22 protein-coding genes and 1 pseudogene are annotated in these 26,673 nt (G+C 57.7%); 13 read left to right on the forward strand and 10 right to left on the reverse strand.

The window, feature by feature from the left end:
• The first annotated feature begins 55 nt into the window (after positions 1 to 55).
• On the forward strand, positions 56 to 1,168 hold the full coding sequence (gene rnd / locus ACTG2S_RS11725) for a ribonuclease D (protein WP_019446433.1): 1,113 nt from the start codon (positions 56 to 58) through the stop codon (positions 1,166 to 1,168).
• Between the two features lie 809 nt (positions 1,169 to 1,977).
• Here the strand turns inward: rnd and ACTG2S_RS11730 are convergent.
• From ACTG2S_RS11730 to selD, 3 genes are read right to left on the reverse strand one after another with little or no spacing between them, the layout of a single operon-like run.
• Positions 1,978 to 2,622 carry an MBL fold metallo-hydrolase gene (locus ACTG2S_RS11730; protein WP_274161441.1) on the reverse strand — a complete coding sequence of 215 codons (645 nt, stop codon included), beginning with the start codon at positions 2,620 to 2,622 and terminating at the stop codon, positions 1,978 to 1,980.
• A 22-nt stretch (positions 2,623 to 2,644) separates the two neighbouring features.
• On the reverse strand, positions 2,645 to 3,760 hold the full coding sequence (gene mnmH, locus ACTG2S_RS11735) for a tRNA 2-selenouridine(34) synthase MnmH (RefSeq protein WP_274161442.1): 1,116 nt from the start codon (positions 3,758 to 3,760) through the stop codon (positions 2,645 to 2,647).
• Entirely contained in the window at positions 3,757 to 4,794 is a 1,038-nt protein-coding gene (gene selD / locus ACTG2S_RS11740; RefSeq protein WP_088868923.1) for a selenide, water dikinase SelD, read from the reverse strand. The genes mnmH and selD overlap by 4 nt, the downstream gene beginning before the upstream one ends.
• 405 nt (positions 4,795 to 5,199) lie before the next feature.
• Between selD and ACTG2S_RS11745 the strand changes: the two genes are divergently transcribed.
• Positions 5,200 to 5,628, forward strand: coding sequence for a GNAT family N-acetyltransferase (locus tag ACTG2S_RS11745; protein WP_139410169.1), 429 nt, complete (start codon positions 5,200 to 5,202; stop codon positions 5,626 to 5,628).
• A gap of 34 nt (positions 5,629 to 5,662) precedes the next feature.
• Here the strand turns inward: ACTG2S_RS11745 and ACTG2S_RS11750 are convergent, their stop codons facing one another.
• From ACTG2S_RS11750 to ACTG2S_RS11760, 3 genes are all read right to left on the reverse strand, one after another.
• Positions 5,663 to 6,847 (reverse strand): acyltransferase family protein, encoded by a 1,185-nt coding sequence (locus ACTG2S_RS11750; protein WP_439982550.1) that lies wholly within the window; start codon positions 6,845 to 6,847, stop codon positions 5,663 to 5,665.
• Between the two features lie 349 nt (positions 6,848 to 7,196).
• On the reverse strand, positions 7,197 to 8,390 hold the full coding sequence (locus tag ACTG2S_RS11755; RefSeq protein WP_005336736.1) for a class I SAM-dependent methyltransferase: 1,194 nt from the start codon (positions 8,388 to 8,390) through the stop codon (positions 7,197 to 7,199).
• A 113-nt stretch (positions 8,391 to 8,503) separates the two neighbouring features.
• A complete protein-coding gene (locus ACTG2S_RS11760) occupies positions 8,504 to 9,934 on the reverse strand; it encodes a methyl-accepting chemotaxis protein (protein WP_042080795.1) in 1,431 nt (476 codons plus the stop codon).
• Positions 9,935 to 10,016: 82 nt separating this feature from the next.
• Here ACTG2S_RS11760 and ACTG2S_RS11765 point away from each other — a divergent pair, with 82 nt between their 5' ends.
• Together ACTG2S_RS11765 and ACTG2S_RS11770 are read left to right on the forward strand one after the other, a co-directional pair.
• Positions 10,017 to 10,289, forward strand: coding sequence for an acylphosphatase (locus ACTG2S_RS11765; protein ID WP_005345583.1), 273 nt, complete (start codon positions 10,017 to 10,019; stop codon positions 10,287 to 10,289).
• A gap of 15 nt (positions 10,290 to 10,304) precedes the next feature.
• Positions 10,305 to 11,171 (forward strand): CHAD domain-containing protein, encoded by an 867-nt coding sequence (locus tag ACTG2S_RS11770; protein ID WP_439982551.1) that lies wholly within the window; start codon positions 10,305 to 10,307, stop codon positions 11,169 to 11,171.
• A 136-nt stretch (positions 11,172 to 11,307) separates the two neighbouring features.
• Here the strand turns inward: ACTG2S_RS11770 and metG are convergent, their stop codons facing one another.
• Positions 11,308 to 13,341 (reverse strand): methionine--tRNA ligase, encoded by a 2,034-nt coding sequence (gene metG, locus ACTG2S_RS11775; RefSeq protein ID WP_026034905.1) that lies wholly within the window; start codon positions 13,339 to 13,341, stop codon positions 11,308 to 11,310.
• A 186-nt stretch (positions 13,342 to 13,527) separates the two neighbouring features.
• Here metG and apbC point away from each other — a divergent pair, with 186 nt between their 5' ends.
• The 4 genes from apbC (at position 13,528) to ACTG2S_RS11795 (ending at position 17,875) form a co-directional block, all read left to right on the forward strand.
• The gene (gene apbC, locus ACTG2S_RS11780; protein ID WP_005345574.1) at positions 13,528 to 14,610 is read left to right on the forward strand and encodes an iron-sulfur cluster carrier protein ApbC; all 1,083 of its coding nucleotides are present in this window, start codon (positions 13,528 to 13,530) and stop codon (positions 14,608 to 14,610) included.
• 110 nt (positions 14,611 to 14,720) lie between these two features.
• Positions 14,721 to 15,365, forward strand: coding sequence for a uridine kinase (gene udk, locus ACTG2S_RS11785; protein ID WP_005345570.1), 645 nt, complete (start codon positions 14,721 to 14,723; stop codon positions 15,363 to 15,365).
• A gap of 63 nt (positions 15,366 to 15,428) precedes the next feature.
• On the forward strand, positions 15,429 to 16,010 hold the full coding sequence (dcd, locus tag ACTG2S_RS11790) for a dCTP deaminase (protein ID WP_274161445.1): 582 nt from the start codon (positions 15,429 to 15,431) through the stop codon (positions 16,008 to 16,010).
• Positions 16,011 to 16,453: 443 nt separating this feature from the next.
• Entirely contained in the window at positions 16,454 to 17,875 is a 1,422-nt protein-coding gene (locus ACTG2S_RS11795) for an inorganic phosphate transporter (RefSeq protein ID WP_439982553.1), read from the forward strand.
• A gap of 160 nt (positions 17,876 to 18,035) precedes the next feature.
• Here the strand turns inward: ACTG2S_RS11795 and ACTG2S_RS11800 are convergent.
• Together ACTG2S_RS11800 and rne are read right to left on the reverse strand one after the other, a co-directional pair.
• A pseudogene (locus ACTG2S_RS11800) lies at positions 18,036 to 18,647 on the reverse strand (IS3 family transposase); the annotation flags it as partial.
• A gap of 385 nt (positions 18,648 to 19,032) precedes the next feature.
• Entirely contained in the window at positions 19,033 to 22,116 is a 3,084-nt protein-coding gene (gene rne / locus ACTG2S_RS11805) for a ribonuclease E (RefSeq protein WP_167572737.1), read from the reverse strand.
• 413 nt (positions 22,117 to 22,529) lie between these two features.
• Here rne and rluC point away from each other — a divergent pair, with 413 nt between their 5' ends.
• Positions 22,530 to 23,474, forward strand: a complete 945-nt coding sequence (gene rluC, locus ACTG2S_RS11810; protein WP_274161447.1) for a 23S rRNA pseudouridine(955/2504/2580) synthase RluC — start codon at positions 22,530 to 22,532, stop codon at positions 23,472 to 23,474.
• Positions 23,474 to 24,130, forward strand: coding sequence for an HAD-IA family hydrolase (locus tag ACTG2S_RS11815; protein WP_257686921.1), 657 nt, complete (start codon positions 23,474 to 23,476; stop codon positions 24,128 to 24,130). Before rluC ends, ACTG2S_RS11815 begins: the two co-directional genes overlap by 1 nt.
• A gap of 101 nt (positions 24,131 to 24,231) precedes the next feature.
• Here ACTG2S_RS11815 and ACTG2S_RS11820 read toward each other — a convergent pair whose 3' ends face one another.
• Complete coding sequence (locus ACTG2S_RS11820) at positions 24,232 to 24,813, reverse strand: Maf family protein (RefSeq protein ID WP_257686922.1); 582 nt, start codon at positions 24,811 to 24,813, stop codon at positions 24,232 to 24,234.
• 119 nt (positions 24,814 to 24,932) lie between these two features.
• Here ACTG2S_RS11820 and yceD point away from each other — a divergent pair, with 119 nt between their 5' ends.
• The 3 genes from yceD to plsX are packed head-to-tail and all read left to right on the forward strand — an operon-like array spanning position 24,933 to position 26,670.
• Positions 24,933 to 25,454 carry a 23S rRNA accumulation protein YceD gene (gene yceD / locus ACTG2S_RS11825; protein ID WP_013723766.1) on the forward strand — a complete coding sequence of 174 codons (522 nt, stop codon included), beginning with the start codon at positions 24,933 to 24,935 and terminating at the stop codon, positions 25,452 to 25,454.
• Between the two features lie 19 nt (positions 25,455 to 25,473).
• On the forward strand, positions 25,474 to 25,641 hold the full coding sequence (gene rpmF, locus ACTG2S_RS11830) for a 50S ribosomal protein L32 (RefSeq protein WP_005300935.1): 168 nt from the start codon (positions 25,474 to 25,476) through the stop codon (positions 25,639 to 25,641).
• 9 nt (positions 25,642 to 25,650) lie between these two features.
• A complete protein-coding gene (plsX, locus tag ACTG2S_RS11835; RefSeq protein ID WP_005351844.1) occupies positions 25,651 to 26,670 on the forward strand; it encodes a phosphate acyltransferase PlsX in 1,020 nt (339 codons plus the stop codon).
• Positions 26,671 to 26,673: the final 3 nt, after the last annotated feature.

Genomic DNA, 26,673 nt, shown 5'->3' on the forward strand with positions numbered 1-26,673 from the left:
CGTGGGTCATCCCACGGTTTTTTCTTTTTGGCCCTGATCAACCGCGCAGGCACAGATGCACTATCAACTTATCACTCAGCAAGACGAACTTGAGCAGTATCTCGCTTCTCTGGCCGACGTTCCCCTGGCTATCGATACTGAATTCGTTCGCACCCGTACCTACTACCCCCAGCTTGGCCTGTTCCAGATCTATGACGGCGAGCATCTGGCGCTGCTGGATCCGCTGACGCTGGATCTCTCCGCCCTCTGGCAACGACTGGGCAGGGAAGGGCAGATCGCCATCCTGCACGCCTCTGGCGAAGATCTGGAGCTTATCCAGCATCAGGCGGGCCACCTGCCCAACCAGATGCACGACACCCAGCTTGCTACCGCCTTTCTCGGTTACGGCGTCTCGGTCGGCTTTGGTGCGCTGGTGAATGAATTCCTCGGGGTCGAGCTGGAAAAAGATCAGGCGCGCACCGACTGGCTGGCACGCCCGCTTACGCCACGTCAGCTTGAATACGCGGCAGCGGATGTCTTTTACCTGATGCCGCTCTACGAGAAGGTGATGGCCAAACTGCGGGAAAGCGGCAAGTTTGCCTGGTTCGAGCAGGAGTGTCAGAACCACTCCGCCCGCAAGACCCAGGGCAGCGATCCCCGTCAGGCATATCTTGAAATCGTCAACGCTTGGCAACTGGGTCGCCGCGAGCTCGCCATTCTGCGCGAGCTGGCCGCCTGGCGCCAGCAAGAGGCGGTGCGCCGCGATCTGGCCCTCAACTTCGTGGTCAAAGAGCTGCACCTGTTCAAGGTGGCGGAGCGTCGTCCTGCCTCCCTGCGGGATCTCAACGAGCTCGGCCTTTCGCCCATCGAGATCAAGATCCACGGCAAGCGGATGCTCGATATTGTCGCCAAGGCGCAGCAGAGCGATCCTGACAGCTGGCCCGAGCCCATTCGTCGGCTGGTGGACTTCCCCCAGTACAAGGCCGAGCTCAAGCGCATCAAGGCCATGGTGGAAGAGAAGGCCAAGGCGAGCAATATTCCGCCCGAGCTGATTGCCAGCAAGAAGATCATCCACCAGTACTTCACCTGGAGTTGGCGGATGAACGATGAAGAGCGGGCCCGCAGCGACAAGCCGATGCTACTGCAAGGGTGGCGTCATGAGCTGGTAGGTCATCTGTTGGCACAATAAGCCACCAGACGGTTGCACCTATAAATCAATCCTCACCCTCGGGTGGGGATTTTTTATTTTCAGGGGATATTTATGATTTAAAATGTCAGAATATCTTGCGGTCGCTTATCAAATAATTGTGGCTCAAGAACAAGAGGTAGAAATAAACGCGCTTATTTTTCATGACTGTGATGGCAATAAAAAGTTATATATCATTAATTGTCTTATTGAACTTAATAGTGAAAATTATTACAAGATAGATAGAGGTAAGTCCGCTACCAATAAGACTGCAAACATGCAGATATGGTGATGCTTCAATAATTCCATTTCGCATGGCAGATGGGCATACTATAAAAATAGTCAACAAGAAGCACATAGGGATATTGATTGTATGCTGTCTATTTATTGCATTTCTATCATCTGGCCATATGAAAAAACCATATCTATATGCCATAACTAAAAAAATGGTGATCAACAATAGGTAGTATATAACTTGAGGCAGTACATAGGTTAGTAAGCTGCTGTAACTGGCCTGAATGGGGACAAACTCAGCTCTATATATTATTTCAAATGCAATATTAACGAGTAGTATTATTATCCCATGAATGATTGTTGGGCGTTTGTAATCTCTGATTCTATATCTGGCTCGTGACTTCTTCAGGAAAAAAATAAATAACAATATGGCAATAGCTAAAGCAAGATACATTTTTGTTCCCAAGTTTTGATGGTCAGAGACAAATCATGGTGAATTATAAAGACTCGCTTGTATCTATAGCAATGAGGACTTCAGAAAAAAGGAAAAGGCAGCGGAACACCGCTGCCTTTTTTGATCACCAGATAGGCTGGGTCAGGTAGGGGTTGCTCGCCTTCTCGCGGCCGAAGGTGGAGCTGGGGCCGTGGCCCGGGATAAAGACGATTTCGTCACCCAGCGGCAGCAGGGTCTCGGTGATCGACTTGATCAGCGTACCGTGATCCCCACGGGGGAAGTCGGTGCGGCCGATGCTGCCGGCAAACAGCACATCGCCAACCCAGGCGAGTTTTTCGGCCTGACTCAGCAGCACGATATGGCCCGGGGTGTGGCCGGGGCAGAAGTAGACATCCAGCTCGCACTGGCCAAGCTGCACCTTGTCACCCTGCTCCAGCCAGCGATCCGGCGTGAAGGCGGGGGTATGGGCAAAGCCGAACATCTGGCTCTGCTGGGGCAGCATGTCGAGCCAGAAGGCGTCCTCCTTGTGGGGGCCGGTAATGGCGACGCCGGTTTTTTCCCGCAGAGCGGCGGCGGCACCCACATGATCCAGATGACCGTGGGTCAGCAGGATATGAGTCAGGGTCAGGCCGCGCTTGGCGATGGCGGCCAGCAGTTTTTCCGCTTCGCCGCCCGGATCGATCAGGGCGGCCTGATGGGTCTCGTCACACCAGATGAGGGAGCAGTTCTGGGCGAACTGGGTGACCGGGATCACCTCGAATTTCAACATAGAGTTCCTCTCTTGGGATGGGTCAGCCGCGCAGCGCGCTGGCATGCTGCTCGGCGAAATAGTCGAGACAGGCCTGCTTGTCACCGCGGAATACGATGCGCTCCTGCTTGTTGCCAAGCTGATAGAGATACATGGGGTCGTAGTAGCGGGTCAGCAGCAAGGTGATCCAGGCCAGATGCAGCCCGGTATCGCCGCTCTTCTCCTGCTCGGTAAGGGCGGTTTGCATCAGGGCATCCAGCTCGCGGTGGGCCTGATCGCCGAGGCGGCGCTTGAGACGGGCCAGCGCATCGGTGAGATAGGCGGCAAACAGCGGCCAACCGGCTTCCTGGCCATACATGGCTTGATAGCGCAGCCAGAGATCGTGCACGTAATCTTCTCGGATCTGCTCGGCGCGATCGATCTGCGGTACATCCACCACCACCAGCGGTGCCTGACTCATGGCCTCATGGAGGGAGAGGGGCAGGCAGCAGCGGCCGATCAGGCGACTCTCATCTTCGATCACGAAGGCATGCTCGCCCTGATGGCGGCGCTTAAGCAGCTCGATGGCCATGTTGTTTTCAAAATTGATGTTGCTGGGCTGGCCGCCGGGCAGCTGACCAAACGACGAGCCCCTGTGATGGGCGTGTCCTTCCAGATCGAGCGCCTGGGCCACGTGGTCCAGCATATGGGTCTTGCCGGAGCCGGTCATGCCGGTCAGCACAGTCCAGCGACACTCGGCAGAGGCCTTGTCCTGGGTGTCGATCAGGAAGCGGCGCAGCTCCTTGTAGCCACCGGCGACGCGGGGGCGAGTCACCCCGGCATCAGCCAGCCACTGTTGTACGGTTTGCGAGCGCAGGCCGCCGCGAAAGCAGTAGAGCACGGCATCGGGCTGCTTGCGCAACTGCGCCAGCCAGCCTTCGAGTCGTTCGGCACGCACAGCTCCCCCCACCAGCTTGTGTCCAAGCTCAATGGCGGCAGCCTGACCCTGCTTCTTGAAGCAGGTCCCCACCTGGGCGCGCTCATCGTCTGTCATCAAGGGCAGGCTGGTCGAGCAGGGGAAGGCCCCCTCCTTGAACTCGATGGGCGCGCGCACATCAATCAACGGCACATCGCCTAAAAAAATCTGGGCGTAGTCCGTGGCCAGTGGCAATTCACTCATTGGACAATCTCGATAAAGCGGGAGCCCTCAAGGGGCTTGATCTGACCGATGGGCGAGAGTTCTAGCCCAGCTTCGCGCGCGATGGCGAGCAGCTCGGCTTCGCTCTCTTTACCCACGGCGACCAGCAGGCCGCCGCTGGTTTGCGGGTCGCACATGATGTTGCGGGTGCGATCGTCCATGGCATCTAGCTTGTGGCCGTAGGAGTCGTGGTTGCGCAGGGTACCGCCCGGTACGCAGCCCTCGGCGAGGTAGTAATCCACCTCATCCAGCAGCGGCAGCGCCTTGAAGTCGAGACGGGCACTGACATTGGATCCTTCGCACATCTCCAGCAGATGACCGGCCAGACCAAAACCGGTGACGTCGGTCATGGCGTGCACACCCGGCAGTTCGGCAAAGCGCTGGCCAATCTTGTTGAGGGTGCACATGGCGTTGGGGGCCAGTTGCTCGTGTTCAGGCTTCAGCTTGCCCTTCTTCTGGGCGGTGGTGAGGATACCGATACCAAGAGGCTTGGTCAGATAGAGGGTGTCACCCACCTTGGCGGTGTCGTTCTGCTTGATGGCATCCAGAGGCACGATACCGGTCACCGCGAGGCCGAAGATGGGCTCGGGGGCATCGATGCTGTGGCCACCGGCCAGTGAAATGCCCGCTTCATGGCACACCTGACGGCCGCCGTCGATCACCTGCTGGGCCACTTCGGCTGGCAGGGTATTGATGGGCCAGCCGAGGATGGCGATGGCAACGATGGGCTTGCCGCCCATGGCGTAGATATCGCTGATGGCGTTGGTGGCGGCAATGCGGCCAAAGGTGAAGGGGTCATCGACGATGGGCATGAAGAAGTCGGTGGTGGAGACAATGCCCTGACCGTTGCCGATATCGACCACGGCCGCGTCATCCTTGCTGCTGTTGCCAACGATCAGGGTCGGGTCGTTGAAGCCCGGGATCTGGCTCTTGAGTATGGTGTCGAGTACCTTGGGAGAGATTTTGCAGCCGCAGCCAGCGCCGTGGCTGTATTGGGTCAGACGAATGGAAGACATACTTACCCCTTTTATTTGCAAACAGAGCAGAGGCTCTGTGGAGCCGTCTTGGTCAATGGGCGGCCTTGTAGAAAGGAAGACAAGAAGCCGCAAATATGGGTGGCCTCGGTGCCAACAGGGGCAGCGATGACTGGCAGTTATGAAAGACCGCCAGGCCGGACGGGGAAGAAAAGGGCGACAAGGTGCGCCAGCGCAGCCCCGCCAAGGGCCACAGGACGGGGCATTATGCCACATTTGCCCCTTGGGGTTCGAACAGGAATTCACATAAACAGCAGGGAATTGCCCGCACTTCCCTGTCATCGGTCGGGATCCGGCGCTGGCTGATTGATTGCAGTACAGATGCAGCAAAGATAACGTCAAAGAGACCAACAGCACGCAACTGCCTATCTACAACAGGAGAGCTTAGTGACCACCACATTTTTGGTTAACCACCCCATCACCACGGCGCAGTTTGCGGCGTTGTTGGCGCAGACCTCGCTGGGGGCGAGACGGCCGCTGGATCATCCCGCCACCCTGCAGGGCATGCTGGATAACGCCAATTTGCTGATCACCGCCTGGCAAGGCGAGACCCTGGTCGGTGTGGCCCGCTCGGTGACCGATTTTCATTTTTGCTGCTACCTCTCTGATCTGGCGGTGGCCGAGTCGGTGCAGGGGCAGGGGATTGGCAAAGCCCTTATTCGCGAGACGTTTTTGCAATTGCAGCCGGGCTGCAAGCTGATCCTGCTGGCCGCGCCGCAGGCGGTGGCGTACTACCCCAAGCTCGGATTTAGCCAGCACCCGAGCGCCTGGGTGATGAGCAGTCTGGATGAACTGGTACTGGATGAGTTGGCATAAGCCCGTCAACTCATCCAGACAGGGTGAGATTAGCTTATCCGGCTTGCTCCAGCGCCGGTTGCCGTGACTTGCCCCAGCGGCGCAGGCGCCTTTGCAGTGGCCGCTCCAGCAGGTTATAGCTCAACGCCGAGAGTCCGATCAGCACCGCCAGCATCAGCAAGGTGGCCACTACCCCCAGCAGCGGGTTGGTCTGGCCATACCACCACTCGGTGAGCCCCGGTGCCAGATAGTGGATAAGTTCGCAACCGGTGAGCAGCACCAGCGCATGGAGCAGGTAGATGGAGTAGGAGAGATCTCCCAGCCAGTTGGTGAAGCGGTTATCCAAAAGGCGCAGCAGCGGACTCCGGCGCTCCCCCTGGGCGGCGGCAATCCAGATCAGCAGCACGTAGGAGGCGATCAGCAGCAGTGTCAGCTGCGGCGTCATGGTGAACTGCATCAGCGCGAAGGGCAGCAGAAAGGCGACCAGCAGCGGCAGATCATGCTTCATCATGGGCAAGCCTTGCGCGGCCTTGACCCTCGGCAGCAGCCAGAGGCCGAGCACAAATTCACTCACCCCGCGTCCCACCGCCAGCGCCCCGCTGGTGACATCCAGGGTGCCGCGACTGTGCACGATAAAGGCAAGTATCGTTAGCGCCAGCAGGGGGGCGAGATGGCTCCAGCGACTTCGGGTCACTGCCAGCGGAATAAGCAGCGGGAACAGCAGGTAGCTAATCCACTCTACGCTCAGGGACCAGGCGGCGAAGTTCCAGGTCAACCCGTGATCGGTTACCACCTGCAGCAGCAGGAAGGCGCTTGGCAGCGCCTCGGCCGGGGTGAAGGGGGAGCCGAAGGGGGGCATCCCTTCCCACTCCCACATCTTGAACAGGGGGCCGGCATAGAAGCCTACTCCGTGCTGCGCCTTGTAAAGCTCCCAGCCAACCAGCAACAGCAGGGTTACAAGATAGAGGGGGTAGACGCGGGTCAGCCGCAGCCAGAGAAAGCGGCCATAGCTCACGGTGCGGGGCGTGCGGGTGAAGGCCTCCCCATAGACATGGGCCAGCACCACGCTGCTCAAAATAAAGAACAGATCGACCCAGAGGTAGCCATTCTCGATGAGTTGGGTGTGGCCTGCGATTGACGCCATCCACTGGGGGAAGAGCAGCAAGCGGGCATGGAACAGCACCACCATCAGGGCAGCGATGCCCCGCAGCGGCGTTAACAGCGGCAATGATTGATTCATAACGGGATCCCTTGTGATGTTCAGCTTGGCCTGACATCTATTTTGTTGTTGTGCCGCCCATCAATCCTGACGGTGCGGCTGCCCCGGCTCGGCTGCCGCAGGCGGGATCACACTACGGAGAAGAGAGTCATACGGATGTGATTTAAATCATAAATGTGCAGTTTTTGTGCAAATAAATTTAAACAGAGAAGTCGTGGAGAGCAGGTAGGGAAAGAGGAGGAGAGAGAACACGAATAACGCAGAGAGGGTTGTCATCGGGATGACGTCAGGCTCAGGTTTATACGGCGCGATGCAAAACAATCAGGCCCGCAAGGGGCCTGATTGATCACAAGGAGAGGGTGGTTGCCGATCAGCGGGCGCGTACCACCAGACCCTTGAGGTAGAAGCCTTCCGGATAGGCGGTACCGATAGGGTGATCGGAAGCCTGGGAGAGCAGCTCCAGGATCTGGGCATCGCGACCGGCATCGAGCGCCGCATCGGCAACGATCTTCTGGAACAGACTCTGCTCCATCAGGCCGGAGCAGGAGTAGGTCAAGAGCACGCCACCCGGCGCCAGCAGCTGGAACGCCAGCATATTTATGTCCTTGTAGCCTCGGCAGGCACCCAGCAGCTGGGCCTTGCTCTCGGCAAACTTGGGCGGATCCAGCACGATGACATCGAACTTCTCGCCCTTCTCGCGGTATTCACGCAGCAGCTTGAACACGTCGTGACGGACAAACTGGGTGTTGCTGGTATCCAGCCCGTTCAGCTCGGCATTCTGGCGGGCGATATCAAGCGCATTCTGGGAGAGATCGACGTTGACCACTTCCTTGGCGCCGCCCTTGAGAGCATAAACGCCAAAACCGCCGGTGTAGCAGAAGCAGTTGAGCACACGCTTGCCTTCGGTGTACTTGGCAGCAGCCTGACGGTTATCCCGCTGATCCAGATAGAAGCCGGTTTTATGGCCGTTACGAATGTCTACCAGGATCTTGACGCCACCATTCTCTTCGATGACCACCGGTTCGTTCGGGGTCTCGCCATAAATGACGCCGGTGCGCTCTTTCAGCCCTTCCTTCTTGCGTACCGCCACGTCGGAGCGCTCATAGATGCTGCACTCGGGGTAGAGGGTACGCAGTGCTTGGGTGATCAGCTCACGCTGGAACTCGGCACCGGCAGAGAGGATCTGGCACACCAGAAAATCGGCATAACGGTCGATGGTTAGACCCGGCAGGCCGTCGGATTCGGCGGCGCAGAGGCGATAGCCGGTGAGACCCTGACGCTTGATCAGCGGATCGCGAGACTCTTGAGCATATTTGAGGCGACGGATAAAGAAGTCGAGATCGACGGTCTCATCCTTGTCGAAGGTCCAGACTCGGGCTCGGATCTGGGAGCTGCCTGACCAAGCGCCACGGGCGAGCCACTTGCCATCGTTGGCATAGATCTCGACGGTATCGCCGTCAATGGGGTTGCCCTGAACTCGCTCAATCCCCTTGGAGAAGATCCAGGGGTGGCGACGCAGCAGGGATTTTTCGCGGCCTTTGACGAGATAGATGGAAGCGCTCATGGATGTTTGCCGATGGTAGAAAGAAAAGGGGCCACATTCTATGTGGCCCGCAGGTAAAACTCAAACAACCCTGTGTAATGGATGGGGTTGCCCTGATCTGACACATCATATGGTCAGAGCTTAATCCCCTTGAGTGCCTGGGTCAGTTCGCTGGCGGTGGCTTTGAGCCCTTGCGTGCCAGCCACCGAGGCGCTGGCAGACTCCTCCACCTGCGCCGCTTCATGGCGTACCTGATCCAGATTGTGGGTGATCTCGGCGGCGACCGAGCTCTGCTCTTCGCTGGAGGTGGCGATCTGGGTACTCATCTCCAGTACCGCATCGCTGTGGTTGCTCAGCTTCTCGATATCGAGCCCCACCTCGCTGATGAGCTGCTGGCTGCTGGCGGCACGCCCCACGGTTTTCTCCATGATCTCGTTCAGCGCTCCAGTACCGGTCTGCAGCTCTTCGATCATCTGCTGGATCTCCACCGTCGCCTGCTGGGTACGGCTGGCGAGGGTACGCACCTCATCAGCTACCACCGCAAAGCCGCGACCCTGCTCACCGGCACGGGCCGCTTCGATGGCGGCGTTGAGGGCCAACAAGTTGGTCTGCTGGGAGATGGCGTTGATGACGTTGACCACCTCGTTGATCCGGTTGGCGTTGTGGGTCAGGCGCTCGACTGCGCCGGAGGCGTTGCCAATTTCGTCTGCCAGGGTGCGGATCGCTTCGATGGTGCGGGCTACCCGGTTGGCGCCATTGGCTGCCTCTTCGCTCGACTGGCGGGTCTGCTGCAGGGTGTCGTTGGCATTGCGCGCCACTTCGCGGATCGCCGCCGACATCTGCTCCATGGCGGTGGCCAGCGAATCCATGTGCTGGCGCTGGGAACGCGCCATGGTCTCGCCTTCGCGGGCATGGTCACGAAACTCGTCGGCGGCCATGGTCAGCGCTTCGGCAGACTCCTCCACCAGTTTGACGATCTGGTGCTGGCGGTCGGTAAAGCGGTCGATGCTGCCCGCCAGGGTGGAGAACTCGTCCCGCACCGGGAAGAAGTTGAGTCGGAAGGTGAGATCCCCGTCCGCCACGGTTTGCAGCGCCTTGTTGGTGGAGTAGAGCGCACCGGAGACAAAGGTCATCATGTAGTGGATCACCAGCGCCATCAGGGCGGCCAGCGCGCCGATCAGGAGCAGGGTCGAGCCCTGACCCTCCCACATGGAGAGGTTGCCGGTGTCGAGATCACCGGTGACGTAGCCTGCCTGACCCGCTGGCGCGCTAAAGAGGTAGTGATCTCCTTGCTGCTGCAACCCGCTGCTGCCTTGCCGGGTCAGACGCAGATCAGCAGGCAACACCAGAGTTGGCTGCTGGCTGACCAGCTGCGCCGTGGTCTCGACCCGTTGCTGCAACTGCGCTACCCGCAGGGAGATCTCCTGCTGATGGCTGGCCGCCAGCATATACCAGCTGAGAAAGGCGATGATGAAGAGAGGTAACCAGAACGCGATATGGAATTTTTCACTGATGGTGAGGTGAATGAGATAGCGGTCAACCCACCGGAATTTAACTTCTTTCATAATGGAGCTGCATCCTGCAGAGATAGAGTGTCGGGCACATTATCGTCTCGGGAATTTTTTTCTTAAGCGGAAGGTGTGAGAAATGGGAGAGCAATCGTTTGTCATTCGGGTGTGGGGGCAGGTGCAGGGGGTGGGATTTCGCTATTTCACCCGCGAGCGGGCGCTGCAACTGGGTTTGCGGGGCCATGCCTACAACCTGGAGGATGGCTCGGTGGAGATCCTCATCAGTGGCCCCGCACAGGGGGTGCAGATGATGTTGGGGTGGCTGGAGCATGGCCCGCGCACCGCCCGGGTGACCCGGATGGAGTATGAAGAGGCGCTGCCGCCCACCGGCCAGGGCTTTCACACCAACTGAAGGGGCGGGGACGAGATGGACGCTGACAAGGAAAGTCTGTTGCTGACTCAGGCAACAAGCTGGGTCGCCCGTTATCAGGGGGCGGCGCGAGCGGTGCGCGAAGAGGCCAGCGAACCGGCCGTGCATGGCTACCGTATCGCGGCGCGCCGCTTGCTGGCGCTGCTCGCCCTGTGGCGGCCACTCACCTATCATCCCGAGCTGGAGCAGCGTCTGCTGCGCTCGGTCGGGCGGCTTTCGGCGCTGCGGGATGCTCAGGTCTACGCCGAGCGTTTTGGCAAGCCGCCTGCCAGCACGGGCAATACTCACAAATCTGCCTGTCGCGTGCCCCTGTTGTCGCGGCGACTGGCCCGCTGGCTTGCGGCGGTGGCACAGGTGCAGGATGCGCGGGCATTGGCGTTCCTCTATCAGCAGCATCTGGCCCTGCGCCTTGATGAGGCGCAGAGCGCTCTCGATGAACCTATTCCCTGCGTTGGGAAGTCTGCCAGCTCCCGTCAGCAACAGTTGCGCCGCTGGCATCGGCTGCGCCTCGAGATCAAGCAGGCCCGTTATGGCGTAGAACTGTTGTTGGAGCTGGGGAGTGGGGATCCCTGCTGGTTGAGCACCCTGACTCACTGGCAGGAGCGACTCGGCCAGTTGCAGGATTGGCGTCAATGGCGGCGGAGGTTGCGAGCAGAGCAGGGGAACACCCGTAAGCAGACGAAACTGCGGCAGCAGTTGAAGGGGAAGATCACCACCCGTTTGCGTCAACTGGACTGCCAGCAGGCGGAGCTGGTGGCGCTCAAACTGGCGATGCTGGCAGGCCACAACATGAATGACATGCCAAGTCGGCTGGTCAGGTATTCAGAACAAAATGTATCGTCCACCAAGTCAAGCGGTGGATAGCCTCGAGGCCGCAATCTACGAAAGTCATCCGCGACCAGCATCTACAAAAGCTATCCAGGCCAAACAGGTGAGACAAAAAAGAGAGGCCGTTTGGCCTCTCTTCTCTATCTGGCTGTGGTCGCAGTCAGCGATGTGCTTACTTGACGCGCATACCCGGCTGGGCGCCTTCCTGCGGCTCCAGGATCCAGAGATCCTTGCCGCCCGGGCCTGCGGCCAGCACCATGCCTTCGGACATGCCGAAACGCATTTTGCGCGGCGCTAGGTTGGCCACCATCACGGTCAGCTTGCCTTCCAGATCTTCCGGGTTGTAGGCGGACTTGATACCGGCAAATACCTGACGGGTTTCACCGCCGATATCCAGTTGCAGCTTGAGCAGCTTCTCGGCTTCCGGTACCGCTTCGGCCTTCTTGATCAGCGCGACGCGCAGGTCAATCTTGGCGAAGTCGTCATAGGTGATGGTTTCGCTGATGGGGTCATCAGCCAGCGGGCCGGTCACTTTCGGTGCCTGCTCCTTGGCCAAATCTTCCTTGGATGCCTCGATCATGGCTTCAATTTTGGCCGGCTCAATGCGGGAGAAGAGGGCCTTGAACGGTGCAACGGTATGATCGACCAGCGGCATCTCGATGCCATCCCAGCTGAGGGTTTCGGCCAGGAAGGCTTCGGCACGCTCGGCCAGCAGCGGCATGACGGGCTTGAGGTAGGCCATCAGCACGCGGAACAGGTTGATGCCGACGGAGCAGACCGCCTGCAGCTCGGCATCAGCGCCTTCCTGCTTGGCGATGACCCAGGGCGCCTTGTCGTCCACGTAGCGGTTGGCCTTGTCGGCCAGCGCCATGATTTCGCGGATGGCGCGGCTGAACTCGCGGCTCTCATAGGCTTCCGCAATAGCGGTACGGGCGTTGGCGAATTCGGCGTAGAGTTCGGGTTCGGCGCAGGTGGCAGCCAGCTTGCCGCCAAAACGCTTGGCAATAAAACCGGCGTTGCGGGAGGCGAGGTTGACCAGCTTGTTGACCACGTCAGCGTTGACGCGCTGCACGAAATCTTCGAGGTTCAGGTCCAGATCGTCGATGCGGCTGTTGAGTTTGGCGGCGTAGTAGTAACGCAGGCACTCCGGATCCAGGTGGTTCAGGTAGGTAGATGCCTTGATAAAGGTGCCCTTGGACTTGGACATCTTGGCGCCGTTGACGGTCACATAGCCGTGCACGTTGACCTTGGTCGGCTTGCGGAAGTTGGCACCTTCCAGCATGGACGGCCAGAACAGGCAGTGGAAGTAGGCGATGTCCTTGCCGATGAAGTGGTAGAGCTCGGCGTCGGAGTCCGCTTTCCAGTAGCTGTCAAAGTCGATATCGCCACGCTTGTTGCACAGGTTCTTGAAGGAAGCCATGTAACCGATGGGGGCATCCAGCCAGACGTAGAAGTACTTGCCCGGCGCGCCGGGAATTTCGAACCCGAAGTAGGGGGCATCACGGGTGATGTCCCACTGCTGCAAACCGCTTTCGAACCACTCCTGCATCTTGTTAGCCATCTCTTCCTGAATGGCGCCGGAGCCGCGCACCCACTCAGAGAGCCATTTTTCAAACTGCGGCAGGTCGAAGAAGAAGTGCTCGGAGTCCTTCATTACCGGAGTCGCGCCGGAGACAGCAGATTTCGGATCGATCAGCTCAGTCGGGCTGTAGGTGGCGCCGCAGCTGTCGCAGTTGTCGCCATACTGCTCCGGAGATTTGCACTTGGGGCACGTCCCCTTGACGAAACGGTCCGGCAGGAACATGGATTTTTCCGGATCGAACAGCTGGGAGATGGTGCGGCTCTTGATAAAGCCACCATTTTTCAGGCGGCCATATATCAACTCCGCCAGCTCGCGGTTTTCGTCGCTGTGGGTGGAGTGATAGTTGTCAAAGCTGATGTTGAACCCGGCGAAGTCGGCCTGGTGCTCCTTGGAGACAGCGGCAATCATCTCTTCCGGGGTGATCCCCATCTGCTGTGCCTTGAGCATGATCGGGGTGCCGTGGGCATCATCGGCACAGATGAAGTGCACCTGATGACCGCGCATTCGCTGATAACGAACCCAGATATCGGCCTGGATATGTTCCAGCATGTGGCCAAGATGGATGGAGCCATTGGCATAGGGGAGGGCGCAGGTTACCAGCATTTTACGAGGATCAGTTGCCATATTACGTTCTTGATGTGCTTGTTGGGATGATAGAGTGCCGTGCATGTTACCCGAATTGGGGGTAGCCTGCCTAGGGTTGTGGCTATGCCAACCTTGGCAGCACCTGCTGTTACGATGGCAGGCAAGCCACTGATTTGTGTGCGGTAACCGTTCACCTCAAGATAATGACAAGATAATGAGGAGTTAATGGTGATTGATTCAGTAAAACAGATCCTCGCCGAATTTAAGCCAGCTGGCTGGCACAAGGATCTGGTGGATGCCGGATTCGTTCGCGAGATCATCAATCAGGGTCAGGGGCTTACTATCCGGCTGGTCTTGCCGTTTGCCGGTCTCTCGCTGCTCGATCAGCTCAAAGAGAACTACGATGCCAGGCTGCGTAGTGCCACCGGTGCAGCCCGTATCGACTGGGCACTGGAGATTGACGTCGCCAGCATGCCGCGGGCGCAGGGCCTCAATGCCGTGCAGGGCATTCGCAACATCATCGTGGTCGCCTCCGGCAAGGGGGGGGTGGGCAAATCTACCACTGCGGTCAACCTGGCGCTGGCCCTGCAAAAAGAGGGGGCGCGGGTCGCCATTCTCGATGCCGATATCTATGGCCCTTCCATTCCCACCATGATGGGCACCCTCAAGGAGCGTCCGGTCAGCCATGACGGCAAGCTGATGGAGCCTGTGATGGCCTGCGGCCTCAAGAGCAACAGCATCGGCTATCTGGTCTCCGAGCAGGATGCCACCATCTGGCGCGGCCCGATGGCGAGCAAGGCGCTGGCGCAGATCCTCCATGAGACCCGCTGGGGCGAGGTAGATTATCTGGTGGTAGACATGCCGCCGGGCACTGGCGATATCCAGCTCACCATGGCTCAGCAGGTGCCCACCTCGGCGGCAGTGATCGTCACCACCCCGCAGGATGTGGCGCTGGCCGATGCCCGCAAGGGGATCGCCATGTTCAACAAGGTCAATGTGCCGGTGCTTGGCATCATCGAGAACATGAGTTACCACGTCTGCAGCGCCTGCGGTCACCATGAGCCACTGTTCGGTACCGGTGGCGGCCAGAAGATGGCTGAGCAGTATCAAGTGGCGCTGCTTGGCCAGTTGCCGCTACACATCGACATCCGCCAGCACATGGATGATGGCTGCCCGACGGTGTTCGGCGCACCGGAAGGGAGCTTGGCTCAGGCCTATTTGAAGCTGGCGCGCAGGGTAGGGGCTGAACTCTTTTTCAGCGCAAAACCGATTGCGACCCCCCTCTATGCCATGGCGCTGGATGAATAATCGGCGGTCGGTCACTTGAAAGGGAATTGAGGGTGGGCATGACCCACCCTTTTTTATATAATGGATCGGTTTAAACCATCCCCACTGCTCTTCTCTTTTAGGTATTTGTCATGTCTGATACTCAACATTCGTGTGTGATCATCGGTATTGCGGGCGCATCTGCGTCTGGCAAAAGTCTTATAGCCCAGACCATTTATGAAGAGCTGGTGGCCGAACTGGGCGCAGGTCAGATTGGTGTGATCACGGAAGATTGCTACTACCGTGATCAGACCCACCTGACCATGGAAGAGCGGGTCAAGACCAACTATGACCACCCCAATGCCTTGGATCACGACTTGCTGGTACAGCACCTGAGCCAGCTGGTCAAAGGTGACGCGGTAGCCATTCCCCAGTACTCCTACACCGAACACACCCGGATGAGCGAAGTGACCCCGTTTGCGCCGCGCCGGGTGATCATTCTGGAAGGGATCCTGCTGCTGACCGACAGCCGTCTGCGGGATCTGATGGATGCCTCCATCTTCATGGACACCCCGCTCGACATCTGCCTGCTTCGCCGTCTGGTGCGTGATGTGCAGGAGCGTGGCCGTACCATGGACTCCGTGCTCAAGCAGTATCAGAAGACGGTACGTCCGATGTTCCTGCAGTTTATCGAGCCGTCCAAACAGTATGCCGATGTAATCGTGCCCCGTGGTGGCAAGAACCGCATCGCCATCGACATGCTCAAGGCGCGTATTCGCCACATGTTGATTGGTTAAGATGAAACAAGCCGGGTGATGCCCGGCTTTTTTAAAAGCACAATTTGTCAGGAGAGTCGCCCAATGCGTCTGTGTGATACCGATATTGAACGCCATCTGGAAGAAGGCAAGATCGTCATTGAGCCACGGCCCGGGGTAGAGCGGATCAGTGGTGTCAGTGTCGATGTGCTGCTGGGTAACGAGTTTCGGGTGTTTCGCGATCATACCGCGCCCTATATCGACCTGAGCGGCCCGAGCAGCGAGATGGCCGATGCCATCGATCGGGTGATGAGTGACGAGATCCATATCCCCGATGGCGAAGCCTTCTACCTTCACCCGGGTCAGCTGGCGCTGGCAGTGACCTATGAATCCGTCACCCTGCCTGCCGATATCGTCGGCTGGCTGGATGGCCGCTCTTCATTGGCGCGGCTGGGTTTGATGGTGCACGTGACGGCGCACCGGATCGATCCGGGTTGGTCCGGTCGCATCGTGCTGGAGTTCTACAACGGCGGTAAACTGCCGCTGGCGCTGCGTCCGAAGATGAAGATCGGCGCCTTGAACTTCGAGATGCTCTCCGGCGTCGCGGCCCGCCCCTACAACAAGCGGGAAAATGCCAAGTACAAGAGCCAACAGGGCGCCGTTGCCAGTCGCATCAATCAGGACTGATAACTGGCAACACGGCAACGATTCAAGGGAGCACAAGGTGCTCCCTTTTTGCATCTGGAATCAAACGGATATGGGATTGATGATGCTGGTCGGATGAGATTGGTTGGGCAGGGACGTTTTATCACCACTTTTGCCCGTTTTTCTGTCATAAAAACGTCATAAAAATGAAATTATTGGCTTAATTGTCAGCTATTTTTGCCCTTTCCCGCAATCATTAGCGGCTTTAATTAATCGATGGCAAGCCGCATGAGGACTGGCTCTAGGATATTTTTTTCCAAAAAGCTCTTTTTTTTTATGGCTGAAATATTTCAATGGTGGCTATGGTGTTGGCCGCCATCTGGCATAATCCGCCGCAACTCATAAACAGGCTTTTTTTTATGTTTGAAATGTTTAGTGGTTTGGGTTTGTGGTGGTCAATCGGTTTGGTATTGGCCGTTTTTTTTGTGCTTGCCTATGAATTTATCAACGGCTTTCACGATACCGCCAACGCGGTAGCAACGGTTATCTATACCAAGGCGATGCCAGCTCACCTGGCGGTCGTCGCATCGGGGATCTTCAACTTTTTCGGCGTCATGTTTGGTGGACTGGGTGTGGCCTATGCCATTGTCCATCTGCTGCCCATCGACCTGCTGCTTGGGATGGACTCTACCCAAGGGTTGATCATGGTCTTCTCCTTGCTGTTTTCCGCCATCGTGTGGAACCTGGGCACCTGGTTCTTCGGGATCCCAGCCTCCAGTTCACATACCTTGATCGGTTCCATTCTGGGGGTAGGCGGCGCCTATGCCTGGATCACCCATAAACCGGTGACAGAAGGGATCAACGTGGGCAAAGCGATCGACATCATGCTTTCCCTCATCATCTCTCCCACCATAGGTTTCATCATCGCGGCACTGCTGCTGCTGGCAATGAAACGCATCTGGACCAGCAACAAGATCCACAAAACACCGGAAGAGCGTCAGCTGGTGGATGGCAAGAAGCACCCGCCATTCTGGGCGCGTCTGACCCTGGTGGCCTCGGCCATGGGCGTCAGCTTCGTACACGGCTCCAACGATGGCCAGAAGGGTATCGGTCTGGTGATGCTGGTGCTGATCTGTATGGCGCCTGCCTATTTCGCACTGGACATGAACAGCCGCGCCTATGATCTGGACCGGACCCAGGATGCCAACCAGCGCATCATGGAGATCTACCAGCGCAACCAGTCCGCCCTCTCGGACGTCATCAACTTCTCTGCACCGGCAACGGCTCAGGAAGAGCTGATGACCCACTGCTCCGCAGATGGCGTGCTGCAGGCGATGGCCACCCTGGATGCCCGTCTGGGGGCCGTGCGTACTTATGATCAGATGAGCCTGACTGACCGCCGCGAAGTGCGTCGTCTGCTGCTCTGTATCGATGACACCGCCCGCAAAGCGGCTAAGCTGCCGCTGCCAGCCAAGGAGCTGACCGATCTGGCCAAATGGCGCAAGGATCTGACCGCGACCGCTGAATACGCACCGACCTGGGTGATCGTCTCCATCGCGCTGGCGCTCGGTTGTGGCACCATGGTGGGCTGGCGTCGTATCGTCCATACCGTGGGCGAGAAGATCGGCACCACCGGCATGACCTACAGCCAGGGCATTGCGGCCCAGATCACTGCTGCAACCTCCATCGGGGTCGCCAGTCTGACTGGTATGCCGGTGTCCACCACCCACATCCTCTCTTCTGCGGTGGCGGGTACCATGGTCCAACAAATCCGGCCTGCAGAGCCAGACCATCAAGACCATCCTGATGGCCTGGGTGCTGACCCTGCCGCTGACCATGCTGCTCTCCGGCGGCCTGTTTATCGTCAGCCACCATCTGTTTGGCGGATAACATCGTTACTTTTCTAAGGGCCTGCGGGCCCTTTTTTCATATCTACGATTGGATCACCTCTGGTTTTCTAAACACTCTTTTGCTGAAAAATAAACAGCTTTTCAATCTCTATCGGCGGCTGTAGTGGTCAACTAAATCCGGACACTTGGTTAGGCCAAACCTCGGCTTTTGCTGGCGGTATCCCGTTACTGGGAGCCACACTGACTTCAGGCTTCTGAACAATCGCTCCATCGAGGGGTTATCCCAACAGTTACCACGGCGGCTCATGCTCTGGGTCATGCGATAGTGACACAGTCGTTGCCGAAATGTCCGGCTACAATATTGTCTGCCCTGGTCAGAGTGAAACAGCACGCCTGACGGATAACCTCGTTGATAGGCAATCTCTAGTGCTTTGATGGCCAACTCTGCATCAGGCTTGTCATACATCGCCCAGCCCACGACCCGGCGGGTATGCAGGTCAAGCACCGCGGCCAGGTAATGCCAACGACCACTGGCCAAGACGTAAGTGATATCGCCACACCACACATGGTTAGGTTGTGGAACATCAAATTCGCGGGCCAGCAGATTGGGAATATCCGGCCGTTCAGACTGTGCACACCTTATAACGGTGTGCACTCGGCTGCCTGCCGAGCCACGGCTCCCTTTAAACAAACGACGCAACTCGCTGCGTTGCTGTATCCTCTCACGGTTAATCATCCGCTTGCGAGCCAGTTAATCGTAAGAACAGGAAGTGGGAACATCGAAAGCGCAGCAGAGCAGGGTGATAGGGGCTTGCTCTCTTAATTGGTTTGGTGGCGACTGTACCACCGAAAATGGTGCCCGGGATGATTATACCAAACAGCATTAACCACCAAGTCTGCCTCATGAATGGCTTCATTGAATTTAATCCTTAAAAAGGTTATCCGAACAATTTAATCATATGCCAACAAACAAGAGTCTGAACTAACAATATCAATTGGCATGATGCTGAACATAAGCGCTTTGAATAGGCACTCTCGGGGATATTCAAAGCGCAACCACGAGTGGGAGCTGGGAACAGCAAAAAACAAATAACAGAGGGAGGGCGTGAGTCTCGCCGAGGGGCTCGTTGGAGTTATAAGAGGATAGGGAAGAGAGAAATAAAAAAGCCACACCGGTTGGTGTGGCTTTTGTTTAGGAGGTCAACCAGGGTTGCTTAGGGGCGACCGGCCGGGCAGGTGGCCACGTTGACGGCGGCAGTGCTACCACCATGACGACCTGATGTGCTCACCTCGTTGCGTACCAGCGGCGGGTAGTTAACCGGCTCACGGGCAGGCAGGGCAGGAGCTTCGGCAGGGGTTGCCATCGGGGCGGATGCTTTGCGGGCACGAGCCAGCAGGCCAGCACCGTGAGCTACCTGTTTGGTCACGACCGGAGTCTCTTCCACCACAACCGCAGCGACAGGTGCCGGGGCAGCAACTGGCATTTCGACTGCAGCCGGTACAGCTTCCACGACAGGATTGCTGACAGCAGGGGTTTCTTCAACAACCGGAGCAGTTTCAACGACTTCAGCAGCCGCCACGTCGATAGCCGGAGCGGCGACAACTGCAACTTCCGGCTCTGCAGGCACCACGACCTCAGCGACAGCGTCAACAACCGGGCTCGCGATCACATCGGCTTGAGTTGCTTCGACCTGGGCAGCAGCCTGCTCGGCAGCTTCTTCAGCAACGGCTTCGACAACCACATGCTCGGTCAGTGCCGCAGAGGCTTGCAGGGCAGCGGCTACGGCTTCAGCGCTCGGGATGGTGACAACAGGCACTACCGGCTCTTCAACCTGCGCTTTGGCGATATCGGCCTGGGCGGCGGTAGTCAGAGTAGGCTCGGCTTGTTGCTCTTCATCACGCTGGCTACGTGCTTCTTCATTAATACGCTTGCGACGTTGGCCTTCGATGCGCTGGCTGCGCGGAGTACGGCGTGAACGGCGCTGGCCTTCACTCTGCTCTTCCTGCTCGTTACCCACGCTAGCATCGATCACTTCAGCTTGCGTTGGTACTTCGTCCACCGGCAGGGCAGGGGTGTCAGCAGCGGCGACATCGACGCGGATCTGCTTGCGCAGTTGGCGACGTTCGCGGCGCTCGGCCACTTTCTGCTCTTTTTCCTGACGTGGCTGGGCGGAAGTTGCATCGACGGTATCTACCGCTTCAACAACGACTTCGGCGCGCGGCTCACGGGGCGCACGAGGTTCACGGGCCGGACGTGGTGCACGTTCCTGGCGCGGTTCGCGAGGCTCGCGCTCCTGACGGGGTTCACGTTCCATGCGCTGTTCGCTGCGCACTTCGCCACGAGCTTCACGCTCCTGACGAGGCTCGCGCTCTTTGCGGGGACGGCGATTGCGGTTTTCACCGGCTTCGCGGTTGCCACCTTCACGCTTCTCGCCAGCTTCCGCATTGTTGCGGTTGCCACGATTGTCATCACGACGAGGACGCTGACCACGGCCACGGCCTTCTTCGCGCTGGTGACGTTGACCTTCATCCTTGCGTGCTTCACGAGCTGCTGGTTTCTCGGCGGGCGCTTTCACGTCGGCAGGGGCTGCATCGCTGCTGAACAGGCCGGTAATGCCTTTGATCAGCTTGCTGAAGAAGCCGACTTCGGCAGGGGCCGCAGCAACGGGAGTCGCCGGCTGTTGCGGTGCAACAGGGGCCGGTTGTGCCGGCTGGGCAAAGCCTTGCAGCAGCGGTTGCTCACGCTCGATCACCTGAGCTTGCTTCGGTTGGTAGACCGGCTTGGCAATCTCGGTTTTCAGCTCGTAGCTGGCCGCTTCCGGGATCTCGTTCTGACGAATGCGGGTTACTTCGTAGTGCGGGGTTTCCAGATGCTGGTTCGGAATGATGTAAACACGCACATCATTGCGCTGCTCCAGACTGGCGATGGCGGCACGCTTCTCGTTAAGCAGATAGGCGGCAACATCCACCGGCACCTGGCCGTGAACCTGCTCGGTGTTGTCCTTCATGGCCTCTTCTTCGATGAGACGCAGGATGGACAGGGCGAGGGATTCGTTGTCACGGATCACGCCTTGACCCTGGCAACGGGGGCAGATATGGCTGCTGGACTCGTTGAGGGAGGGGCGCAGACGCTGGCGAGACATCTCCAGCAGACCGAAACGGGAGATCCGCCCCAGCTGGATGCGGGCACGATCCTGATGAACTGCTTCACGCAGACGGTTTTCCACTTCGCGCTGATGGCGAACCGGGGTCATGTCGATGAAGTCGATAACGATCAGACCCCCTAAGTCGCGCAGACGCAATTGACGGGCAATTTCGTCGGCCGCTTCCAGGTTGGTTTGCAGCGCCGTCTCTTCGATATCGCCGCCCTTGGTGGCGCGGGAGGAGTTGATATCGATGGAGGTCAGTGCTTCGGTCGGATCGATAACGATGCTGCCGCCGGAGGGGAGGCGCACTTCACGCTGGAAGGCTGATTCAATCTGGCTCTCAATCTGGAAGTGGTTGAACAGGGCAACTTCACCCTTGTACAGCTTCACACGGTTGAGGAAATCGGGACGTACCAGCTCGATATGGGCCTTGGCGCGTTCGAAAATCACCGGATTGTCGATCAGGATCTCGCCCACATCGCGACGCAGATAGTCACGGATGGCACGCACGATGACGTTGCTTTCCTGGTGGATCAGCACCGGCGCAGCGCGCTCCTGGGAGGCCTTGTGGATGGAGTCCCAGTGGTTGAGCAGAACGTTCAGGTCCCACTCCAGCTCTTCCGGAGACTTGCCCACACCGGCGGTGCGCACGATCAAGCCCATGCCTTCCGGCACGGTCAATCCACTCAGGGCTTCTTTCAGTTCAGTCCGCTCATCACCCTCGATGCGGCGGGAGATACCACCGGCACGGGGGTTGTTGGGCATCAGTACCAGGTAGCTACCTGCCAGGCTGATAAAGGTGGTGAGGGCTGCACCCTTGGTGCCACGCTCTTCCTTGTCGATCTGGACGATAACTTCCTGACCTTCGCGGACCACTTCTTTGATGTTGGGACGACCCTGATAGGAGTAACCGGAGGGGAAGTAATTGCGGGCGATCTCCTTCAACGGCAGGAAACCGTGGCGCTCGGCGCCGTAGTCGACAAAAGCAGCTTCAAGGCTGGGTTCTACGCGGGTGATCTTACCCTTGTAAATGTTCGCTTTCTTCTGCTCGTGTCCCGGACTTTCAATATCCAAATCGTAGAGCTGTTGTCCGTCAACCAGCGCTACGCGCAACTCCTCTTCTTGAGTTGCGTTGATAAGCATTCTTTTCATTGAGTTCTCATTATTGTGTCATTTTGATTTCCTCCATCTGGGTCCTGCCAGCGCCGGCCTCGGGTCTTCAGCATACTGGGGCAACCTCCCGGTTGGGGTATGCATGAGGCGCAAACTAAGGGCGTTCTGGTCATCACTTCTCGAGAAGGAATGAATAAGGATGCCGAAATGGAGACAAATAAACGGTGATGTTTGTGTTCTCCATGCGTTGTACCTCGCACCCGGGAACCGTCATGTTCTTGTATACACGGTGTTTCGGGATTGGGTGGCATACTTTTTGGCCACTTAGTACAAGGCTTGAACACAATGACAAAACCTTGTTTATTATCCCATTTAAACCTCTTTTATAGCAAGGCGCCATTTTTCAACAAACCATGCAGCCAAGGGGCGCTGGCAGTGTTAAAATCCGCGCCATGACACAGATACAACAACAAGTGCAGCTGCTCACCATCGAAGCTGAGCATGACGGGCAGCGCATCGACAATTTTCTCAAGACTCAGCTAAAGGGCGTCCCCAAGAGCCTGATCTATCGCATCCTTCGCAAAGGCGAAGTGCGGGTAAACAAAAAGCGCATCAAACCGGAGTACAAACTCTGCGCAGGTGACGAGGTGCGGGTGCCCCCCGTGCGCGTTGCCGAGAAGAATGAGCTGCCTTCGGCAAACCTCGGGGTTATCCAGCGTCTGGAGAGCCAGATCCTGTTCGAAGACGATGCCATGATCGTGCTGAACAAGCCCTCCGGCATGGCAGTACACGGTGGCAGCGGCCTGAGCTTTGGTGTGATTGAAGGGCTGCGTGCACTGCGGCCGGAAGCCCGCTTCCTCGAATTGGTTCATCGACTGGATCGCGACACCTCCGGTGTATTGCTGGTTGCCAAAAAACGCAGCGCCCTGCGCAGCCTGCATGAGCAGTTGCGCGTCAAGGCCATGCGCAAGCAGTATCTGGCGCTGGTTCGCGGCAAATGGCAGGCTCACGTCAAGGTGGTCAATGCGCCGCTGCGCAAAAACGACCTGCAGTCTGGCGAACGGGTGGTGCGGGTCAGTGCCGATGGCAAGCCCTCCGAAACCCGGTTCCGCATCGTGCGTCAATTTGCCGAAGCGACTCTGGTCGAGTGCAGCCCCATCACCGGCCGTACCCACCAGATCCGCGTGCACACCCTGCATGCCGGTCACCCGATCGCCTGTGACGATAAGTACGGTGAAGCGGCGTTTGACGAGAAAATGCGCAGCCAAGGTCTGAAACGGCTCTTTTTGCATGCCTGGAAGCTCAGCTTCACCCATCCGGCCGATGGTCGTGAAATGCAGGTAGAAGCGCCGCTGGCACCTGAGCTCGACAACTTCCTCAACGGCTTGCCACGCTGATGCAGGATATCCGGCTCGCCATTTTCGATTGGGACGGCACCCTGATGGATTCGGTAGGCCGGATTGTTGCCTGTGTGCAAGGGGCCGCCAGAGATTGTGAGCTGGCAGTACCTGCACCGTCCCAGATCCGGCAGATCATCGGATTGAGCCTCGATGTCGCCATGTCCCGCCTGTTCCCCTTATGCAGTGGCGCCACGAGCGGTGAGCGCCAGATTGCCGCAATCATCGATCGCTATCGTCATCACTATCTGCACGATGCCACCCCCAGCCCGCTGTTTACCGGGGCAGGGGAGTTGCTGCATGACTGGCGGTCACGAGGGCTGCAACTGGCCGTTGCTACCGGGAAATCGCGCCGTGGGCTGGATCGGGTATTGGATGAGACCGGGCTGCGCCCGTTGTTTGTGACCAGTCGTGGGGCCGATGAGGCTCGATCCAAGCCTGATCCGCTGATGCTTGAGCAGATCCTGGACGAGTTGGAGCTTTCACCCCGCCAGGCCGTCATGATCGGCGACTCTGTTCACGATATGGCGATGGCCGAAGCAATCGCCATGCCGCGTATTGGCGTTACTTGGGGTGTAGATAGTCGGGATGCCCTCAGTCGTCACGGACCTGTGGCGGTGGTGGACTCCATGACGGCTCTTCGCGCGCTGTTGTAGACGCCTCTTTTTAAGAGACATCAATATGCTTGAGAACAGAACCCGGTGTATTAACCGGGCTTTTTATATGCTCGATCTAGCTTATCTATTTTTACCCGCAATCAGGGCAGGGCAATACCGTGGCGCTCCAGCAGCTCGATCAGGCCGATCAGTGGCAGACCGATCAAGGCGTTAGGATCGCGCCCCTCCAGCCCCTTGAACAGCACGATCCCCATTCCTTCACATTTGAAGCTGCCCGCACAATCTAGGGGCAATTCTGCCTCTACATAGCGGCGAATGGCGGCTTCATCGAGATCGCGAAAGTGGACCGTAAACGGTTCAATCAATTGATGAATCTCATTGGTTGCAGCGTTAAGTACGCACAGCCCGGTGTAAAAGGTGACGCTGCGACCTTGAGCCTCCATCAGCTGGGCGATGGCATTGTCGATGGTGCCCGGTTTGCCGAGGATGTGATTATTGCAGACACATACCTGATCAGATCCGATGATCAAGCCGTGATCACGATGTTGGGCGACAGCATCAGCCTTGGCACGAGCCAGTCTGGCCACCAGCGCCTCGGCGGATTCGCCAGCCAGCGGGCGTTCATCCACATCGGGCGCGGCACATTCAAAGGGGAGGCCGAGCTTCTCCAGCAGGGCTTTGCGATAGCGAGAAGTTGAGGCGAGGATCAGATTCTGTGGCATAATCGAGTTACCGATGAAAGCGAGTACCGGCATTCTAGGGACTTGTGACGTTAAAATCATCGGCGGTAAGGACTTTTTCCTTTGACTATCAGTTGTTGGACCTATATTATTCGCGCCCTATGCAAAAGGTGAAGTTGCCCGTTAAGGTTGATCCAGTCCGTAGTGCCTTGAAGCTGCTCGATTACATCGGGATAGTGGAAAAGTCGCAGATGCCCAGGCTGGAGGAATCAACCGCTGGCTTGCAGAGTGATATCGATGTATCACTGCACTTTGGCAAAGATGTCCAGAAGTTGACCGTTATGAAAGGCACTGCCCATGCCAAGGTTGACCTGGTTTGCCAACGTTGCGGAGAGACATTCGAACACCTCTGTGAAGCTGAATTTATCTACACTCCGCTGTTCGAAAGAACAAACGAGGAAGAACTGCCGGAAGCTTATGAGCCCATTGAGTTGGACGAAAACGGCGAGATAGATCTTCATCAAATCCTGGAGGATGAACTCATCCTCTCGTTGCCTCAAGTCGCTATGCATTCTCTGGATGCATGCCCGAGAGGAAACATGGAGATGACCTGGGGTGAAATCGAACCTGCTGATGAGCGGCCGAATCCCTTTGCAGTTCTTGAAGAGCTTAAACGTAAGTGAATTTAGGAGTTAGCCTACAATGGCCGTACAACAGAACCGTAAAACCCGTGCCAAGCGTGGCATGCGTCGTTCCCACGATGCGCTGACCACCGCTGCCCTGACTGTTGATCAGACCAGTGGCGAAATTCATCGTCGTCACCACGTGACTGCCGATGGTTTCTACCGCGGTAAAAAGGTAATCGCTTAAGGATTGCCTTTGTCTACGCAAACTGTCGCGCTAGACATCATGGGGGGAGATATTGGCCCCTCGGAAACAGTGCCTGCCGCCGTGCAGGCACTGTCTCTTTTACCCCAGCTAAAACTGATCCTGGTTGGCGACCAGCACCAGACCTCTTCTCTGCTGCAGCAACATGGCTTGCTGAATCATCCCCGCGTTCGTTTCGTACATGCATCCCAGGTAGTTGGCATGGGCGATAAACCGATCGTGGCGCTGCGTACTCTAAAAGACTCCTCCATGCGGGTGGTACTCAATCTGGTGAAAGCCGGTGAGGCCGATGCCTGCGTCAGTGCCGGCAATACCGGTGCCCTGATGGCGATGGCCAAGTGCGTGCTCAAATCCCTGCCCGGGGTAGACAGACCTGCCCTTATCAAGGCGTTGCCGACATTGAGCGGCAAACGTACCGTGATGCTGGATCTCGGCGCCAACGTCAGTTGCGATGCCGATACCTTGTTGCAGTTTGCCGTGATGGGCTCTGTCGTGGCCGAAAAGGTAGAAGGCATTGCATCCCCCCGTGTTGCCTTGCTCAACATCGGCGAGGAGGAGATCAAGGGCAACGATCTGGTGCGCCACAGCGCCGAATTGTTGCGTCAGTGCCACGCGCTCAATTATGTCGGGTTTGTCGAAGGGGATCGCATCTTCAGCGGCGACAGCGACGTGATCGTCTGCGACGGTTTTGTCGGCAATGTCGCCCTCAAGACGGCAGAAGGGGTGGTGCGGATGATGGCCCAGCTGGCCGGATATCCCCGCAAGAAACGCACTTTTCTTGGCCGGATCGCCGGATTTATGTTCAAACGGCGTTTTTCTTACCTGAACCCCGACCAGTATAACGGGGCAAGTCTGTTAGGATTGCGCGGCATTGTGGTAAAAAGTCATGGGCGGGCCGAACGGCGCGCTCTGTGTAATGCGATCCTGCTGGCCGCACAAGAGGCCAAACATCAACTTCCACTGCAAATAGCAGATCGCCTTGAAGCTGTCTTCTCTGACAGGGATCTATAAGAA

Origin of the sequence: Aeromonas sp. 82P, assembly GCF_051919365.1 — a bacterium.
Taxonomy (GTDB): Bacteria; Pseudomonadota; Gammaproteobacteria; order Enterobacterales; family Aeromonadaceae; genus Aeromonas; species Aeromonas veronii.